The organism is Phytohabitans aurantiacus, from assembly GCF_027923225.1.
GTDB classification, from domain to species: domain Bacteria; phylum Actinomycetota; class Actinomycetes; order Mycobacteriales; family Micromonosporaceae; genus Phytohabitans; species Phytohabitans aurantiacus.
Window position 1 is genome coordinate 47,460 of the sequence record NZ_BSDI01000036.1, and the last position, 17,594, is coordinate 65,053.

At 70.7% G+C, this 17,594-nt stretch carries 15 protein-coding genes; 8 read left to right on the top strand and 7 right to left on the bottom strand.

The window, feature by feature from the left end:
- The first annotated feature begins 1 nt into the window (after position 1).
- The 6 genes from QMG73_RS30325 to QMG73_RS30350 all read left to right on the top strand — a co-directional run bounded on the left by QMG73_RS30325 (position 2) and on the right by QMG73_RS30350 (position 4,569).
- On the top strand, positions 2-928 hold the full coding sequence (locus QMG73_RS30325) for a carbohydrate ABC transporter permease (RefSeq protein ID WP_281901348.1): 927 nt from the start codon (positions 2-4) through the stop codon (positions 926-928).
- Complete coding sequence (locus tag QMG73_RS30330; RefSeq protein WP_281901350.1) at positions 928-1,752, top strand: carbohydrate ABC transporter permease; 825 nt, start codon at positions 928-930, stop codon at positions 1,750-1,752. The genes QMG73_RS30325 and QMG73_RS30330 overlap by 1 nt, the downstream gene beginning before the upstream one ends.
- Complete coding sequence (locus tag QMG73_RS30335; RefSeq protein ID WP_281901354.1) at positions 1,749-2,540, top strand: endonuclease/exonuclease/phosphatase family protein; 792 nt, start codon at positions 1,749-1,751, stop codon at positions 2,538-2,540. The genes QMG73_RS30330 and QMG73_RS30335 overlap by 4 nt, the downstream gene beginning before the upstream one ends.
- A 269-nt stretch (positions 2,541-2,809) precedes the next feature.
- On the top strand, positions 2,810-3,229 hold the full coding sequence (locus tag QMG73_RS30340) for a hypothetical protein (protein WP_281901355.1): 420 nt from the start codon (positions 2,810-2,812) through the stop codon (positions 3,227-3,229).
- Between the two features lie 126 nt (positions 3,230-3,355).
- Entirely contained in the window at positions 3,356-3,997 is a 642-nt protein-coding gene (locus QMG73_RS30345) for a DsbA family protein (RefSeq protein ID WP_309299544.1), read from the top strand.
- Entirely contained in the window at positions 3,994-4,569 is a 576-nt protein-coding gene (locus QMG73_RS30350; RefSeq protein ID WP_281901359.1) for a vitamin K epoxide reductase family protein, read from the top strand. Before QMG73_RS30345 ends, QMG73_RS30350 begins: the two co-directional genes overlap by 4 nt.
- Positions 4,570-4,650: 81 nt before the next feature.
- On the opposite strand, the gene QMG73_RS30355 is transcribed toward QMG73_RS30350, so the two are convergent.
- From QMG73_RS30355 to QMG73_RS30370, 4 genes are all read right to left on the bottom strand, one after another.
- Entirely contained in the window at positions 4,651-5,199 is a 549-nt protein-coding gene (locus QMG73_RS30355) for a hypothetical protein (RefSeq protein WP_281901361.1), read from the bottom strand.
- 214 nt (positions 5,200-5,413) lie between these two features.
- Positions 5,414-5,770 (bottom strand): YciI family protein, encoded by a 357-nt coding sequence (locus QMG73_RS30360; protein WP_281901363.1) that lies wholly within the window; start codon positions 5,768-5,770, stop codon positions 5,414-5,416.
- Positions 5,771-5,779: 9 nt separating this feature from the next.
- Positions 5,780-6,847, bottom strand: coding sequence for a LacI family DNA-binding transcriptional regulator (locus QMG73_RS30365; RefSeq protein ID WP_281901364.1), 1,068 nt, complete (start codon positions 6,845-6,847; stop codon positions 5,780-5,782).
- 21 nt (positions 6,848-6,868) lie between these two features.
- Positions 6,869-8,809, bottom strand: a complete 1,941-nt coding sequence (locus tag QMG73_RS30370) for a DUF2264 domain-containing protein (protein WP_281901366.1) — start codon at positions 8,807-8,809, stop codon at positions 6,869-6,871.
- 113 nt (positions 8,810-8,922) lie between these two features.
- Between QMG73_RS30370 and QMG73_RS30375 the strand changes: the two genes are divergently transcribed.
- Positions 8,923-11,643 carry an exo-rhamnogalacturonan lyase family protein gene (locus tag QMG73_RS30375; protein ID WP_281901368.1) on the top strand — a complete coding sequence of 907 codons (2,721 nt, stop codon included), beginning with the start codon at positions 8,923-8,925 and terminating at the stop codon, positions 11,641-11,643.
- On the top strand, positions 11,640-13,862 hold the full coding sequence (locus tag QMG73_RS30380; RefSeq protein ID WP_281901370.1) for a rhamnogalacturonan lyase family protein: 2,223 nt from the start codon (positions 11,640-11,642) through the stop codon (positions 13,860-13,862). Before QMG73_RS30375 ends, QMG73_RS30380 begins: the two co-directional genes overlap by 4 nt.
- A gap of 25 nt (positions 13,863-13,887) precedes the next feature.
- Here the strand turns inward: QMG73_RS30380 and QMG73_RS30385 are convergent, their stop codons facing one another.
- From QMG73_RS30385 to QMG73_RS30395, 3 genes are read right to left on the bottom strand one after another with little or no spacing between them, the layout of a single operon-like run.
- Positions 13,888-15,225 carry a hypothetical protein gene (locus QMG73_RS30385; protein ID WP_281901371.1) on the bottom strand — a complete coding sequence of 446 codons (1,338 nt, stop codon included), beginning with the start codon at positions 15,223-15,225 and terminating at the stop codon, positions 13,888-13,890.
- Positions 15,226-15,227: 2 nt separating this feature from the next.
- Positions 15,228-15,812, bottom strand: a complete 585-nt coding sequence (locus QMG73_RS30390; RefSeq protein WP_281901372.1) for a SigE family RNA polymerase sigma factor — start codon at positions 15,810-15,812, stop codon at positions 15,228-15,230.
- Positions 15,809-17,263, bottom strand: coding sequence for a glycosyltransferase family 39 protein (locus tag QMG73_RS30395; RefSeq protein WP_281901373.1), 1,455 nt, complete (start codon positions 17,261-17,263; stop codon positions 15,809-15,811). The genes QMG73_RS30390 and QMG73_RS30395 overlap by 4 nt, the downstream gene beginning before the upstream one ends.
- Positions 17,264-17,594 lie beyond the last annotated feature (331 nt).

Here is a 17,594-nt window from a genome sequence, read left to right on the forward strand (position 1 = left end):
CGTGACCCTGTCCCGCACAGCCGCGCCGGTGGCGCGAGGTCGCCGCCGGCGCGTGCTGGCCTACTGGCCGCAGTACCTCGCGATCTCGCCGTTCTACGTCCTGTTCGCGGTATTCGGCCTGGCACCCCTACTGTTCTCGTTCTACCTGGCGTTCCAGCGCTGGGACGGCATCGGCGAGATGCAGTTCGCGGGACTGGACAACTTCCAGTACCTGATCAAGGACGACGTCTTCTGGCTGTCGCTGTGGAACACCCTGCTCATCTGGGTGATGTCGACGGTGCCGACGCTCACGCTCGCCCTGGTACTGGCCGTGCTCCTGCACTCGGTCAAGCGCTTCAAGGCGTTCTACCGGATGGCGTTCTTCATCCCGAACATCACCTCGACGGTCGCGATCTCGATCTTCTTCGGCGCACTGTTCGCCACGAACTACGGGCTCGTCAACGCGGGGCTGGAGGCGGTGGGCCTGCCCGAGGTGGCGTGGCTGCAGAACGCCTGGGGCATCAAAATCGTCATCGCGGTGCTCACGGTGTGGCAGTGGACCGGGTACAACGCCATCATCTACCTCGCCGGCCTGCAGACGATCCCGAGCGACCTGTACGAGCAGGCGCGGATCGACGGCGCCAACGCGGTGCAGCTGTTCCGCCACGTCACGCTGCCGTTGCTGCGCCCCATCATCCTGTTCACGGTGGTGCTGTCGACCATCGGCGGCCTGCAGACGTTCACCGAGCCGAAGGTGCTGCTCGGCGACACCGCCGGCACCGGGCAGAGCGGCCTGACCATGGTCTTCTACTTCTACCGGCAGGCGTTCTCGCACAACGACTACGGGTACGGCGCGGCGATCGCGGTGGTCGTGTTGCTCGTCGTGGCGCTCTTCACGATTCTCAACTGGGCTCTGGTCCAGCGTGGACAGAGCGAGAGGAGCCGGTGATGACCAGGCGCACGCGCGGGCTGCTGCTGCACGGGGTGCTGATTCTCGGCACAGTCCTGGCGATGTTCCCGTTCTACTGGATGGTGGTCATGGCCACCAACTCCACATCGGACATCTACCAGTTCCCGCCCAAGCTCACCTTCGGCGGGCAGCTCGTCACCAACCTGCGCAACGTGCTCGACAGCATCGACTTCTGGGGCTCGATGCTCAACACCGTAATCGTCGCGTGCACCACGACGGCGCTCGTGCTCTTCTTCGACTCCCTGGCCGCGTTCGCGTTCGCGAAGTACGACTTCCCGGGCCGGCGCATGCTGTTCGGCGTACTGATCGGCACGTTCTTCCTGCCCGTCGGGCTCGCCGTCATCCCCGGGTTCGTCATCATGGTCGAGCTCGGCTGGGTCGGCTCGCTCAAGGCGCTCATCGTGCCGGCCGCCGCCAACGCGTTCGGCATCTTCTTCCTGCGCCAGTACATCCACAACGCGGTACCCGATTCGGTGCTCGACGCGGCGCGGCTCGACGGCGCGGGCTTCTTCCGGCAGTACCTCAGCGTCGTCGTCCCGATCATCCGGCCGGGCCTCGCGTTCCTGGGCATCTACACATTCATCGCGGCGTGGAACGACTTCATCTGGCCGCTGGTCGTGCTCGTCAACCCCGACCAGCTCACTCTCCAGGTGGCGCTGCAGCAACTCAACAGCGTGCACGGCCTGGACTACAGTCGCATCATGACCGGCGCGCTGCTGTCCGTCATCCCGCTGATCGCGATGTTCCTGCTCTTCGCGCGCAACTTCGTCGGCGACCTGGCCAAGGGAGCCGTGAGAGAGTGAGGGTCGCGACGCTGAACATCTGGCACGACCGCGGGCCCTGGCCGGAGCGGCTGCCGCTGATCCGGCACGAGCTGGCACGCCTGAAACCCGACGCGATCGGCCTGCAGGAGGTGCTGCGCGACGTCTCCGCACCCCCCACAGTAGACACCTGCCAGGCGCTCGCGATCGCGCACGGCCTCGGATACCACGTCGCCTACGCCCCGGCCGCGCCGCGCGACGAGCGGAGCGGAGTCTGGCAGGGCCGGATCTGGCAGGGCAATGCCGTCCTGAGCCCGTGGCCCATCCGGACCCGGCACGTCGTCCCGCTGCCCGGCGCCGACGAGGCCGAGCCGCGCGCGCTGCTGTACGCGCTGGTCCAGACGCCGCTCGGCGACCTCCCCGCGTTCGTCACCCACCTGGCCTGGGAGCCGCACCACGCCCCGCTGCGGCTGCGGCAGGCCGCTTATGTGGCGGCGCACGTCGACGCGCTCTCACCGCCGGGCGCGCTGCCCGCCGTGCTGCTCGGCGACTTCAACGCCGAGCCGGACTCGGTGGAGATGAAGTATCTGTGCGACGCGGGCTTCGCCGACGCGTGGGGTGACGCGGCGCCGGGCTACACCTTCGACGAAACCAACGACTACGCCCGGGCCGCGGGCGAGGCGAGCTGCCGGATCGACTACATCCTGGTACGCGGAAGCGCCGCCACCCCGCTCGACACCCGGCTCGCGTTCACCACACCCGACCGCTCCGGCGCCGCGCCCGTTTGGCCCTCCGACCACTTCGGCGTAGTAACCGACCTAGCCCTGTAACCCCGACGCGCGACCCGCCCCACGCGCGACCCGCCCCACGCGCGGGTTGCCCACGCGCGGCCCGGGGCGCGGCGACGCGCCGCGCCGCGCCGCGCCGATCAAGGGCGATCGCATCGATCAAGGGCGAATACACGCGGAAAGAGATCCAAGCACGTGCATTCGCCCTTGATCGGCGTCGGGAGGCGCGGCGCGGGGGCGCGGGGGCGAGGGCGGCGGGTCGCCGAGGCGAGGGCGGCGGTTGGTCGCGGCTTGGGCGTACTCTTGCATTCGTGAGCGTCGCGACCGGCCGGGTGTTCCCGGTTCGGTTGCTGCGCTGGTTCATGGTGGTCGGGGCGCTGTTCGCGGTGGCGCTGTTCAGCGGCGCGTCCTATCGCGACGTGCCCCTCGCGCCGGCGTCGATGGCGGGTTACTACTCCGCCGCCGCCTGCCCCAACGTCGTCCTTCAGGCCTCGCTGCCCGGCGCGCTCGCGGCCGAGGCCGACGACGGCCCGGCGGAGAGTCCTGGCCCGGGTGAGGCTATCGCCAGCGGGTGCCTGTTCGTGGTGGTGGCGCTCGCCGGCCTCGCCCTGGCCGGCGAGGCCCGCCGGCCGCTGCTGGTGCATCTGGCGTTCTGGTGGGCCCGGCTGCGCGTTTCCCGCGCGGGGCTGCGGGTCGTCGTTCCGATGTGGACGGACGCGCTGCGCATATAGGCGCGGCGAAATCCCCTGTCCACATCCCCTTGCCCGGCATGAACCCTGGGAGGAACGACCATGCCATCCAACAAGACGAAGACCCGAGCCGCCACGAAAGCGGTACGCCGCGCGCGGCGGGGCGGATTGAGCACCAACCTGACAGTGACGCTGAGCCTCATCGTGGTCGCGTTGGTCGCACTGGCCATCGTGTTCACGGTCAACCGCACCGGCGACGACACCGCCGCCAACGCACAGACGGTCGTGCGCGACGACAGCCACCGGCTCTCCACCGCGGCCGACGGCAAGGTGACCGTCGTAGAGTTCCTGGACTTCGAGTGCGGGGCCTGCCGTGCCGCGTACCCGGGCGTGGAGCGGCTGCGCGCGGAGTACGGTGACCGGATCACCTACGTGGTGCGGTACTTCCCGATCGACAGCCACCCGAACGCCTACACCTCCGCGCACGCGGCCGAGGCGGCGGCCCGGCAGGGCAAGTTCGAGGCGATGTACGTCAAGCTCTTCGACAACCAGGCCGCGTGGGGCGGCCAGCAACAGTCCCAAGTGGACACGTTCGTCGGGTACGCCCGCGAGCTGGGCCTGGACGTGGAGAGGTTCCGTGCCGACATGGCCAGTGCGGACGTGGACGCCCGGGTCCGCGCGGACGCGAAAGACGGCGAGCGACTCGGGGTGCGGGGCACGCCGACGTTCTTCGTCAACGGCGTCCAGTACGAGCAGGACCCGACATACGAGGCGCTGAAAAAGACCATCGACAACGCCCTGGCCCAGTGATCGGCGACCGGCTGATCGGCGGGGTACTGGCCGCCGGAGGGCTGCTCGGCGGAGCCGCCGCGTTCGTCCTGACCGTGGAGAAGATCGCGCTGCTACGCGATCCCGGCTACACGCCCAGCTGCTCGATCAACCCGATCCTGTCCTGCGGCTCAGTCATGAACACTCCGCAGGCCGAGGTGTTCGGCTTCCCCAACCCGCTGATCGGCGTGGCGCTGTTTCCGCTGGTGGTCGCCACCGGTGTCGCCGTACTCGGCGGCGTGCGGCTGCCCCGCTGGTGGTGGCTCGGTCTGCAGGCCGGCACGGTCTTCGGTGTCGTACTGGTGCACTGGCTGTTCGCGCAGAGCCTGTACCGGATCGGCGCGCTGTGCCCGTACTGCATGGTGGTGTGGGTTGTCACGATCGTGCTCTTCTCGTACGTGACCCTGTACAACCTCGACCGCGGACACCTGCCCGCACCCCGGTCTCTGCGGTCGGCGGCGCGGTTTCACACCGCCATCCCCTTGGGCTGGTTACTGATCCTCACGGTGCTGATCGGCGAGCGTTTCTGGGACTACTGGCGCACGTTGTTGTGACGCCATGCGGGGGCCGGGTCCAGACGGACCCGGCTCCCGCGACGTCGATGATCCTGATTGGACACCCTGGCGCGCCGGGGCTCAGACCTGCCGTAGCTGGTAGTTGCCGCTTTCGTCGCTCTGGTGCGAACCGCCGCCGTTTCCGGGACAGGCGCCCTTGAAGGCGTGCCCGTTGAACCACATCCCCTCGCACAGGTGACAGTAACGCCAGTTGCTCTGGCCACCGCCGACCGACGCGGACTCGATCTTGTAGTCGCCGCTGCCGTCGCTGTGGTGCGAGAGGTTGCCATTGCCGGGACAGGCGCCCTTGAACATGTGCCCGTTGAACCATAAACCTTCGCACAGGTGGCAGTAACGCCAGTTGGTCTGGCCGGTGCCCGCGTCGGCCGCGAAGAGGAGCGAGTAGTTGCCGCTGCCGTCGCTGTGGTGCGACCCGCCGCCGTTACCGGCACACGCGCCCTTGAACGTGTGCCCGTTGAACCACAATCCCTCGCACAGGTGGCACCAGCGCCAGTTGCTCTGCGCCGCGAGCGCCGGACTCTCCAGGCTGAGGGCCAGGACCGAGCCGGTGACAACCGCCAGCCCGGTGCCCCCGATCCTGCGTATCGCGTCCCGCCGGGACAGTGTCATCGCGTCGTCCCCCTTCACCATCCATTGACGTATGCGCATGAATGCTATGCCCGGAGGGACTGGCGCGGACGGCACTGTCACATGTCGGACCGCCACCGGTTGTGGGAACGCGGGGGGCGAGGCCGCGGGAGCAGCGGTCTGGCGCGCGGCGGGCGTCGCGGTAGCTCGAAGCCCGATTCTGAACTTGATCCTGAGAGCTCCAGCGCGGAACAACTCAGTCGGCGGTGACCTCGGCGATCGAGCGGGGAGCGGTCACCTTCTCGAAACGGATGTTGCCGGCCGGCACCATCCAGGTCATCACCTGAACCGCGAGCCGTCCCGCGCGCACGGCGGGGTCGGCGGCGCACAGCTCGCGGGCCGTCGCCGGGTCGACCGACATCACCGAGACGCCGCGGACGCTTTCATCGTCTTGGTCGGCGAGCGGACCGCCGGCGAGCAGGTAGCCCTTTTCGCGCAGGTCGGCGCGGAACGCGAGGTGAGCGTCCTGGAGGGCGTCTTCCTCCTCCGGACTCAACTCCGGCGCGTCCGGCGGCCGCACCAGAAAGACGAGCGTGTGCTGGTCGAACTCCATGCCCTAAGCCTATGGAGGCGTGGGGCGGACCGAGTCGCGAAGGACCAGATGGGTGCCCATGGTGACGTGGGGGAAGGCGCCGCCGCGCTCCTCGTGCTCCAGCGCGAGCCGCACCGCCGTGCGTCCGACCTCCTCGTGCGGCAGGTGCACGGTGGTGAGGTTGAGGTCGAGCGAGGGCGGCAGGTTGTCGAAGCCGACCATCGACACGTCGTCGGGTACGCGAATGTTCTGCTCGGCGAGGGCCCGGTAGGCGCCGCCGGCGATGAGGTCGTTGACGGCGAAGACCGCGGTGAAGTCGCGCGGGCCGGCGGCCAGCCGCTCCTTCATCATGCGGTGGCCCTCCTGCCACTCCATCGTCCCCTCGACCTCCAGCGCGGGGTCGTGCGGCACCTTGTACGCGGCCAGCGCCTGCCGGTATCCGGTGAGCCGGCCCTGTGCGGTGGTGTAGCCGGGGCGGCTGCCGAGGAGCAGGATGCGCCGGTGGCCGGCGGACAGCAGGTGGCTGGTGGCCGCGAACGCGCCGCCGGCGTGGTCGTACTCGATGACGACGGCGGGCACGTCGGGCCCGAGCGGTGGGCGGCCGCACAGCACCAGCCGGGAGCCGATCGCGGCGAGGGTGTGCGCGTACTGGCTCATCCGCTCCCGGTACCGGTCGTCGGCGACGACGTTGCCGACCAGGATGACCGCCTCGGCGTGCTGCTCGCGCATGAACTTGACCATCGCGAGCTCGCGCTCGGGGTCGCCGCCGGTGGTGCCGATCAGGCACAGCCGCCCCGCGACGGCGGCCTGCGTCTCGACGCCCTGCGCGACGTGCGCGTAGTGCGGCGAGATCACCGAGTTGAGCACGATGGCGACGCTCTTGCTCGGGGTGCCGGCGAGCGCCCGGGCGTGGGCGTTGGCCACGTAGTCCAGCTCTTTGACCGCGCGCATGACGCGGGCGCGAGTGGCGGGCGAGGCCGGGTAGCTGCCGCTCAGGATCCGGGAGACGGTCGCGACGGAGACGCCCGCCATGTCGGCGACCTCACGGATCGTCGACCGCCGCCGGCCGTCCGCGGTATCGCTGGTGCGTCGCGCCACGTCGCCCCCAATCCTCGGACGTCAATCTAGCGGCCAGCGCACGGGCTTGCCGGACCCGGCCGGCCAGCGCGTGTACGCCAGCGTCGCACCCATCTCCAGTTCTACGCGCTCGCCGTCCGGGAAGGTTACGCCCACGCGGTCGCCGTCGACCGTCACCGCGACGGACTCGGCGAGCGCGGCCGGGTCGGCGCGGTCACCGGTGAGCTCCATCAGGGAGACGTAGACGGCGCTGTCGCCGGGATGCGCGGCCGCGGTGAGGTAAGGCGTGGCGGAGCAGGTGCCGTACGCGTTGGCGTCCACGGCTCGCGCCACGTCGGACGCGTCGAAGCCGTGCAGGCCGACCGCGAGGCTCGCCAGTCCGTCCGGTCTGGACACCATCGCCCAGCAGTGTCCGGTGTGGACCGTCGGCGGCCGGGTGTCGGCGAGGGCGTAACCGCCGTCGCGTACCGCCCAGCCGGCCGGCGCGGTCACCCGGTGGGCGCGTACCTCCCAGGGTCCACGCACGACAGACGCCGTCACGACCCGGACCAGTCCGTCCTCGTACGCCGACGCGGCGAACCGGTCGTGCGTGGCGAGCGGCTCGATGCGGCGGCGGCGCGAGATGGTGCCGTCCGGCGCCACGACGGCGAGGTGTCCGTCCACGGCGCGCACCCGGGCCTCCTCACCGGTCTCCGGCGCGGTGTGCGTGGCGTACCCGAACCGCAGGTAGTGCGGGTCTTCGAGGCCGCCGGCGACGAGGTGCCGTGCCCGGTCGCTGCCGTGGTTGACGAGCCGCACGAGGCCGTCGTGCCGGGTGGCGTGCAGCAGCCAGCCCGGCCCGGGCATCGCGACGACCTGGTCGCCGTCGTCGATCGGCGCGCCCCGCTCCCGCTCCGTCCACACCGGATGGTCGGCGGGCAGCAGCAGCCCGACGAACGCCTTGCTGGCCCAGTACGGCGACGCGGGCCCCGAGTAGTGCTGTGTCACCGGCAGGAACCGCTCGTACCAGCCGAGGCCGAGCAGCCCGCGCTCGTCGGGCACCCCGTGCTCGACGAAGTGCCGCAGAACCCCGCTGGCGATGCGGCGGGTGCGTCCGTGCGGCAGCGGCGTGGCGTCCATGAGCTCGCCGAGCCACAGCGGCGCGACGGTGGCGAACCGGTAGCACAGCGACCGTCCCTGATGGACGGGCGCGCCGTCCCGCGCGAACATGTGCTGGTACTGGTCGAGGAAGGCGCGCAGCCGCTCCCGGTACATGTCGCCGCGCTCGCGGTCGCCGGACATCCGCGCCCACAGCAGCGGGTACAGGTGCATGGCCCAGCCGGCGTAGTAGTCGAAGCACCGCCCGTCGCCGTCGGTGTACCAGCCGTCCCCGACGTACCACTGCTCGATCTTGTCGAGCCCGGCGGTGATCGCGGCCGGGTCGTGCGGGGCGCCGACGCCGGCCAGGAACTGCTGGATCACGACCGGAAACAGCACCCAGTTGCTCTGCCAGGTGCGCTTGCCGGCGAACCCGGCCAGCCAGTCGACGACGCGTTCCCGCACCGGCGCGTCGAGGCGGTCGAACAGCCACGGGCGGGTCTCGTGCAGCGCCAGCGCGATCGAGGCCGCCTCGACGATCTGCTGCGAACAGTCCGCGGCCGCCGGCCAGGCGTACGGATGACCGGGGTCGGTGCCGTGGGCGAGGCCGTCGGCGTACCGCTCGATGAGCCCGATCGGGACGGCGCCGCCAGCGCCCGCGACGCGGAACGCCGCGAGCAGGAACGTGCGGGCGAAGCCCTCCAGGCCGTCGCTGTGCAGGCCCGAGACGCCGGGCCTGCCGGGCAGCCTGACCTGCGCGAAGCCGGGCGTCGCGTGCGGCACCACCGCGTCGAGCAGGTGGTCGGCGAGGCCCTCCCAGTGGGCCCGGGTCCAGCCGGTGAACGGCGACAGGAAGCCATCCCCCGGTGGAAGCGAAGTTAAAACGTTTGCAGTGATGGCTCGCATCCTAGAACACGATCACACACCCGTGCCAGCAGGGATACAGGGTATTGACAGTCGTTGTTGGCCCTGGTTCGCTGCACCTGATAGTAAGCGTTTGCACGCGAAGTGGAGTGCCCATGCCCCACATCCCCCGCCGCAGCCTCCTCGTCGGCGCGGCCCTCGCCGGCGCGGCCAGCCAACTGCCCCTCCCGGCTCGGCCCGCGACAGCAAGCCCTCCCAGGAATGCCCGCGTGCTCGACGAGGGCGTGCCGCTGCGCTGGCTGGAGGGCGGCGCACCCCAGGCCCTCGTCGGCGCCACCTGGGGCGTGCCGTGGCCGCGCGGCGCGCTCACGCGCGACCAGCAACTGTCCCTTACCGCCGCCGACGGCGCCGCAGTGCCCGTGCAGTCCTGGCCCATCGGGTACTGGCCGGACGGCACCGTCAAGTGGACGGCCCACGCCATCGGCACCGAGGCGCCCACCGCCGAGCAGTACACGCTGCGGCCCGGCACCGCCGCCGCCCCCGCGACCCCGCTGCGCGTCACCGAGACCGGCAAGGAGGTCACGGTCGACACCGGCGTCATCCGCTGCGCCGTCGCCAAGCGCGGCCGCGTGCTGGTGCCGTCGATCACGCGCGGCGACCGCGTGGTCGCCACCGGCGGCAAGCTGGTGTGCGTGCGGGCGGACACCGCCGACGACGCCACCGTGGTGCGGAAAGAGCGGTTCACGTCCGAGATCCACAAGGTCACTGTCGAGCAGCGCGGCCCGGTCCGCGCCGTCGTGCGCGTGGAGGGCAAGCACCGCGCCGACCGCGGCACCCGCGCCTGGCTGCCCTTCACCATCCGCCTTTACCTGTACGCGGGCAGCGACGGCATCCGCATGGTGCACACGTTCGTGTTCGACGGCAACGAGAAGCGGGACTTCATCACCGGCCTGGGCGTCCGGTTCCAGGTGCCGATGAGCGACCTGCCGCACGACCGTCACATCCGCTTCGCGGGCGACGACGACGGCGTGCTCGGTGAGGCGGTCCGCGGCATCACCGGCCTGCGCCGCGATCCCGGTGCGGCGGTACGCCAGGCGCAGATCGCCGGCCAGCGCCTGCCGGATCCGTCCACATGGGACCTCCGGGTGACCAACCGGCTGCCGCTCATCCCGATGTGGGGCGACTACAGCCTGCGCCAGCTCGCCGACGGTTGCTTCGACATCCGCAAGCGCACCACTGCCGGGCACGGCTGGATCCAGGTCGACACCGGGCGCCGCGCGGGCGGCCTCGGATACGTCGGCGGCGTCTCCGGCGGGCTCGCGTTCGGCATGAAGGACTTCTGGCAGCTCCACCCGACGCAGCTCGACATCCGCGGGGCGGCCACCGACAACGCCGAGGTCACCGCCTGGTTGTGGTCACCCGACGCCACCCCGATGGACCTGCGCTTCTACCACGACGGCATGGGCCAGGACACGTACCCGGAGCAGCTCGAGGGCCTGGAGATCACGTACGAGGACTACGAGCCCGGCTTCGGCACCCCGTACGGCGTCGCGCGCACCACCGAGCTGTCGTTCTGGGCCCTCGCCAGCACCCCGTCGGCCGCGCGGTTCGCCCAGCTCGCCGCCGCGGTGCGCACCCCGCCGCTGGTGGTCGCCCCGCCGGCCGCGCTGCACGCCGCCGGCGTCTTCGGCGACTGGAGCCCGGTCGACCGCGGCACCCCGGCCAAGCGCGAGATCGAGGACCGGCTCGACTTCCTCGTCGACCACCACCGCCAGCAGGTCGAGCAGCGCTCCTGGTACGGGTTCTGGAACTACGGCGACATCATGCACAGCTACGACCCGGACCGGCACGTGTGGCGGTACGACGTCGGCGGGTACGCGTGGGCGAACTCGGAGCTCTCCCCGGACCTGTGGCTGTGGTACCAGTTCCTGCGCTCCGGCCGCGCCGACGTGTTCCGCTTCGCCGAGGCCATGACCCGGCACACCGGCGAGGTCGACGTCTACCACCTCGGCCAGTGGAGCGACCTCGGCACCCGCCACGGCGTGCTGCACTGGGCCGACAGCGCCAAGCAGCTGCGCATCAGCCAGGCGGCGTACCGGCGGTTCTACTACTTCCTCACCGCCGACGAGCGCACCGGCGACCTGATGCGCGATCTCGTCGACTCCGACCGCACCTTCCTGGTCCTCGACCCGATCCGCAAGATCCGCACCGAGCCGTACGAGCCGGACCCGCACGCGCTGTCCATCGGCACCGGCACCGACTGGAGCGGCCTCGCCGCGGCCTGGCTCACCGAGTGGGAACGCGGCGGAAATCCGATCGCCCGCACGAAGCTGCTCAACACCGCGCGCACCATCGCCGCCATGCCCAACGGCTTCATCCAGGGCAGCGGCCTCTACGACCTGGACACCGGCGAGTTCGCGCCCGCGGCGCCGGCGGTGTCGGTCGGGTCGCTCGGCGCGGTGTTCGGCCTCGTCGAGATGTGCAGCGAGCTGATCGACCTGATCGACATGCCCGACTTCACCGACGCCTGGCTGCAGTACTGCCGGCTCTACAACGGCACCGCCGCCGAGCAGATCGCCGAGACCGGCTCCTCGTTCGGCAACCTCAACCTCCGCCAGGCCCACTCGCGGCTCACCGCGTACGCCGCCGCGAAGACGGGCAACGCGACCCTGGCGGCGCGGGCGTGGCAGGAGTTCTACACCGGTCACGCCGGCTATCCGCGCAACCTGAACTGGCGGGCCACGCGCGTCGAGGGGCCCGCCGTGCTCAAGCCGGTCGACGAGGCCAGCTTCGTGTCCACCAACGCCAGCGCACAGTACGGCCTGGCGGCGATCCAGTGCCTCGCGCTGGTCGGAGACCACTTGGGACAGTCATGAAACGACTCGTAACGGTCGCGTCAGCCGTGACCCTCCTGACGGGCGCGGGAGTCTTCGTCGCCCTGAACGCCTCCGCCGCCACCACCCGGTACGAGGCGGAGAACGCGCCGGCCACCTGCCAGGGTGCGATCGCTTCCAACCACTCCGGGTACTCCGGCAGCGGCTTCTGTGACAGCAGCGCCGCCGTCGGCGCGGCCGTCCAGTTCACCGTCAATGCCTCGACCACCGGATCGGCCACAGTGGACATCCGGTACACGAACGGCAGCGGCGCCGGCCGACCGGCCGATGTGAGCGTCAACGGCGGCGTGGCGCAGTCGGGGTTCGCGTTCGACGCCACCGGCGCCTGGAACGCCTGGGCGACCCGCTCGCTGACCGTACAGCTCAACGCCGGCAACAACACCATCCGGCTCGCCGCCACCACCGCGAGCGGGCTCGCCAACATCGACTACATCGACGTCACCACCGGCGGCGGCACCAACCCGACCACCGGACGGGTGATGGAGAACCTCGGCCGGGGCGTCGTGGCGGTGCGCGGCGGCACCAGCAGCGTCCTGGTCTCGTGGCGCCTGCTGGGGCTGGACCCGGACGGCATCGGCTTCAACGTGTACCGGTCGGCTGCCGGCGGCGCGGCGGTCAAGCTCAACGCGTCGGTCCTGACCGGCGGCACGAACTATGTGGACACCTCGGCCAACCTGGCGCAGGCCAACAGCTACCACGTCCGGCCGGTGGTCGGCGGCGTGGAGCAGGCCGCGAGTGGCGCGTTCACGCTGACCGCCAACCACGCCACCGAGCCCGTGGTGCGGGTGCCGATCCGCGGCGGCGGGGCGGTCAAGTTCGTCTGGGTCGGCGACCTCGACGGCGACGGCGAGTACGACTACGTACTGGACCGCCAGACCTCGCCACAGACCATCGAGGCGTACCGGAGCAACGGACAGTTCCTCTGGTCGGTCAACATGGGCCCCAACAGCACCAACCAGGACAACATCGAGGGCAGCTCGTCCACCGTCAACGTCGGCCACAACGACGGCGTCACCGTGTACGACCTCGACAACGACGGGCGCGCCGAGGTCGCGGTGCGGATCGCCAACGGCGTCGTCTTCGGCAACGGCGTCACCTTCAACGGCCTGAGCGACAACACCCGCCAGGCCGTCGCCATCCTCGACGGCATGACCGGCGCGGCACGCGCCACCGCCGCCGTGCCAACCGACTACCTCTCAGACGGCCCGATGTACGCCCGCTTCGGCGTCGGCCACCTCGACGGCGTCAACCCCAGCCTGATCGCCTACATGAAGAACCGGATCGGCTCCGGCGCCTTCAACCTCATGTACACCGCCTGGCGGTTCACCGGCACGGCCCTGAACATGCAGTGGAAGTTCCTGCGCGGCAACCAGAACCTGCCCGACGGCCACAACACCCGCATCATCGACGTCGACGGCGACGGCCGCGACGAGATCGCCGAGATCGGGTTCGTCCTCAACGGCAACGGGACGCTTCGGTATTCGCTGGCGCCGCGCGGCATCATCCACGGCGACCGCTTCCACATCACGAAGATCGACCCCAACCGGCCAGGACTACAGGGATACGGCGTACAGCAGGACAACCCCAGCGGGCTGCGCGACTACTACTACGACGCGGCCACCGGCAACATGATCTGGCAGCACGTCGAAGCCGGCACCGCCGACGTCGGCCGCGGCATGGTCGGCGACGTCGACCCCCGCTACCCCGGCATGGAGGTCTGGGCCTTCTCCGGCCTCTACAACGCATCCACCAACCAGCTCACCCAGTCCAACACCACGCTGCAGCCGTGGCCGCAGACCGGCCTGTTCTGGGACGGCGACACCACCATCGAACTGCTCAACGACGGCAAAATCGAGAAGTGGAACCCGAACGCCCCGACCGGCACCAGCAGCGTGCCGCGGCTGGTCAGCACCTGGAACTACGGCGCGGTCGACGCCAGCCAGAACGTACAGCCCACCTTCCACGGCGACATCCTCGGCGACTGGCGCGAAGAGGCCGTCTACACCAACGCCAGCTTCAACGAGCTGATCATCTTCACGACCAACCAGCCGTCCAACACCCGGCTGTACACGCTCGCCCACAATCCCGCCTACCGCAACGCGATGACGCTCAAGGGGTACATGCAGTCGCACCACGTCGACTACTTCCTGGGCTCCGGCATGTCGACGCCCCCGCGACCGGCCATCACCTACGCCCCTTGAGATGAGGGCCGGCGGGGCGGCCGCGTCACAGCCTTTGTGACCGCGCCGCCCCGCCGGTCGCGACGGCTCGCACCTCGGTGGCGGTATCGGGCAGCAGCGCCGCGTCACTGCCGGCCTCGACCCACGCGCCGCCGCCGGACGTGCGGTAGGACAGCGCCGAGCCGTACGCCGCCACGATCCAGCCCTGCCCGTCCGGCAGCCGCACCCGCACCGGCACCGGTGCGTCCCGATCGGCGCTGCCACCCGGGATCACCGCGTCGACCGCTCCCGTCGCGTCGAGCACTACAGCGAACACGAACGCCGGTCCGGGATCCTGGTAGACCTCGCTGAGCAACGCGGTCCGCCCGTCGGGCAGGCCGGCGACCACCTCCCACCGGCCCGCTCCGCTGATCCCGGGGAGCGGGTCCAGATAGCCGGCTTCTCCGGCCGCTTGCAGCAGGATGCCGGCGCCGTCGCTGACCTGCGTGGGTCGCCCTGCCCGGGTCGGCCCGTCGGCGCTCCGATCCTCCCAGGGCAGGCCGCTTCCGGGAACCACGGTCACGGTCCTACCGTCGTTCTTGGCCTCCAGCCGTTGGACGTAGTCGCTGGCCCGCCGCACCGGACGCAGGCCGGTCGCGTCGCGTTCGTCGGGAGCCGGGAGCGCCTGCCGCGCGAGAACGCGGACGTTGTCGGGGTCGCCCCGCACTGGTACCTCAGCCAGTGCCACACCGTCCACAGTGCTCATCCTGCGCCAGTCGCGGGTGAGTTTGCCGTCGTCTCCCGCCACGGGTGCCATGGAAACAAAGAGCGGCACGCCCGTGTCGACCGCGAGCAGCGTGCGATCCTCGGGCCCGAAGGCGTACACCCATGACACGCCGTGCGCCGCGGACTCCTCGCCGACGAGCAAGAACCGCTTGCTCACCGGGTCCGTCGCCACGAGTCCCGACATGAGCCCCTCGTCGCCGCCCGCTCCCGCCTGGGCCACCACGGCCGCCGGTCCCGCCGGGGTCGTGCCGGCCCAGTAGACGTGTGGCTCGCCGCGCAGCGCCGCCACCATGGCGTCGCCGCTCTCCGTGTCGCGCAGGCCCTCCCGCCAGGCCTGCACCGCCCGCGAGATCACTCCTGAGTCTTCGGCCAGGTCACCGCTGGTGGGCTGGAAGAGGTGGCTGGCCACGGTGACCGTCTCGCTGGCCGCGTCGTGCCACGCCACCGTGGCGCCGCCGCCGGCCATCACGATGGCCACCGCGAGGGCGATGCCGCGCGCACGGGCGCGCCGCACCCGGCGGCGCCCGCCGCGAACGACACGGTCGGTGAAGTCCGGCGCGACGCGGAGACGGTCGGTCGCGTCCCACATCGCGCGGTTGACCCGCTCAGTGTCCATCATGGTCAGTTCCCCCGTACCGCGGTCGCCAGGATATTGGGAAACGTGCCGTCCTGTTCGGGAAGCCACTGGCGCAGGCGGGCCAGCCCGCGCGACGTCTGGCTCTTGACGGTGCCGACTCCGCAGCCGAGCGCCGCCGCGGTCTGCGCCTCGGAAAGGTCGTGGAAGAACCGGAGGACCAGTACCGCCCGGGTGCGCGGCGGGAGCGCCGCCAAGGCCCGTACCACCAGGTCCCGGTCGGTCACCTCGCCTTCCGGTCCGGCGATCCCGCGGGGCCCGGCCAACTCCAGCGGCGCCTCCGCGACCCGGCGGCTCTTGCGCCGCCAGCGGTTGGCGGCCGCGTTGGCGAGCGCCGCCCGCGCGTACCCCTCCGGGTCGCCGCTGATCCGCCGCCACTTCGGGTACATGCGTTCGAGCACGTCCTGGAGGAGGTCCTCGGCCGCGCCCGGGTCACCCCCGCAGAGAAGATACGCGCTGCGTAACAGGCCCGCTGACCGGGCACGCACGAACTCCTCGAACCCGCCGTCGTCCACGACCACCCCCTCGTCTACCCGATAGAGACACCATCGGATGCGGAAAGGTTGCGTCATCCCCGCACACTGACCGTGCACACCGCCACCCCCTCAACGACGACGCGGTGGATCGGCCGGTAGGTGACCGCCGGTGGCGCCGGATGGAAGCTGTACACCCAGAACGTCGGCGCCGCCTCCGCCTCCGTGCGGACGACCGGCAGCACCGCCACCCCGTTGTGCGGCAGCAGGCCACCGACCGTCGGGCGAGCCTCGGTGGTGTGGTCCCGGTAGTGCCGCGCCAGCCACCGGGCGGCCGGCGTCTCGCATGACCGCCAGTAGTCACTCTCGTACCGCGCGTGCGCACCGCGGAACCCACCGACGAGCGGGCTGAAGTAGGCGTACTCGTACGGGTACAGCCGGGCGTCGGCGACCGCCACCTCGGCGTGCCCGGCCACCAGCACCACGGCGACAGCCACGGCCACCGCCGTCCTACGCCGCCAGAGCCGCACCGTCGCGGCCACGGCCAGCAGGATCATTCCGGGCACCGCGAACAGGAAGTGTCGCAGTCCATTGTAGAGGGTGGCGTGAGTGACCACCAGCGCGACGACCGGCACGACGAGCAGCGCCCCGGCGAGCAGCTCGGCGACCGGCCACCGGCGGCGGGCGACGTCGGCCACGACGAACCCGAGGCCCACCAGCGCGAGCGCCAAGGCGACCGGTGGCGAGCCGATGACCAGCCACTGTGGAGTGTACTGCCATGGCAGGTCCATCCCCCGCACCATGACACCGTCGAAGAGCACCTCGCCGAACCACTGGTACTTGGACATCGCCGAGATCGACTCGGGCAGACCGGTCACCGGGTTGAGCGCGATGTACGGCCACAGCGCCAGTATCGTCACGTACGACACTCCACACACGACCGCCGCCTGCTTGAATCGGCGCGTCACGAGAAACGCGATCGCCAGCACCCCGTACCACAGGATCGCCGTCGCCCGGATCGACATCGCCGCGCCGAGCAGCGCCCCGAGCAACGCCGCGTCCCACATGTTGCTGTCGCGGCGGCGCAGCAGGCGCACGGTCGCCCACAGCACGAAAATCATCGCGGCGGTGAACGGGACGTCCTTGGAGTTGCCGAACATCGCCCCTGTGTAGCGGGGATAGAGAGTCAGCCCCAGCGCCGCCAGAAACGCGCCCCACCAGCCGGCCAGCTGCCGACCGCACAGCGCGATACCGGCGATCCCCGCCACGCCAAACACCCCGCCCATCACCGAGCGGGTGTGCCACGTCTCCCCGGTCAGCCGCTGCGCGGCCGCGATGAGCACCTCGGCGAACGGGCCGTGCTGCGGCATGAAGTCGGCCGGATGCGGATCCCGGACGAACCCGAGGTCCCGCCCGGCCGACAGGTACCAGTTCAGCACCGCCTCGCCGTACCAGTTCTGCAAGCCCTCGTCCCACGTGCGGCCGTACGCGTCAGCGGCCACGACCACGTACAGGCCGAGCAGGGCGAACAACACACCAAGCAGGAGCACTGGTAGCCGACTCTCCACAAAGGAGCGTTGTCGTGTTGGCGCGAGTTCTGTCTCCACGCCGGTACAGACACCCAACCGCCCGCAAAGGTTGACTGGGGGCCCTCGCTCGTCACTCCTCCCACCCCGCCCCCCTCGCCACCCCGCCCCCCGCTGCGCTGGGGATTTAAGGCTGTTGGGGGGTGTTGGCTGGTGGGTTGCGGCGTTTGGGGTGGCCGGTGTTGGCGGGTCGGCCTTTCCTGATCACGGGTTGGCGGGTTCGGGGATGCTTGTTCTTCGATCCTTTGGGGCGGCCTGGGCCGGGTCGGGAGGGTTTTGGTGGCTTGGTCGGGGT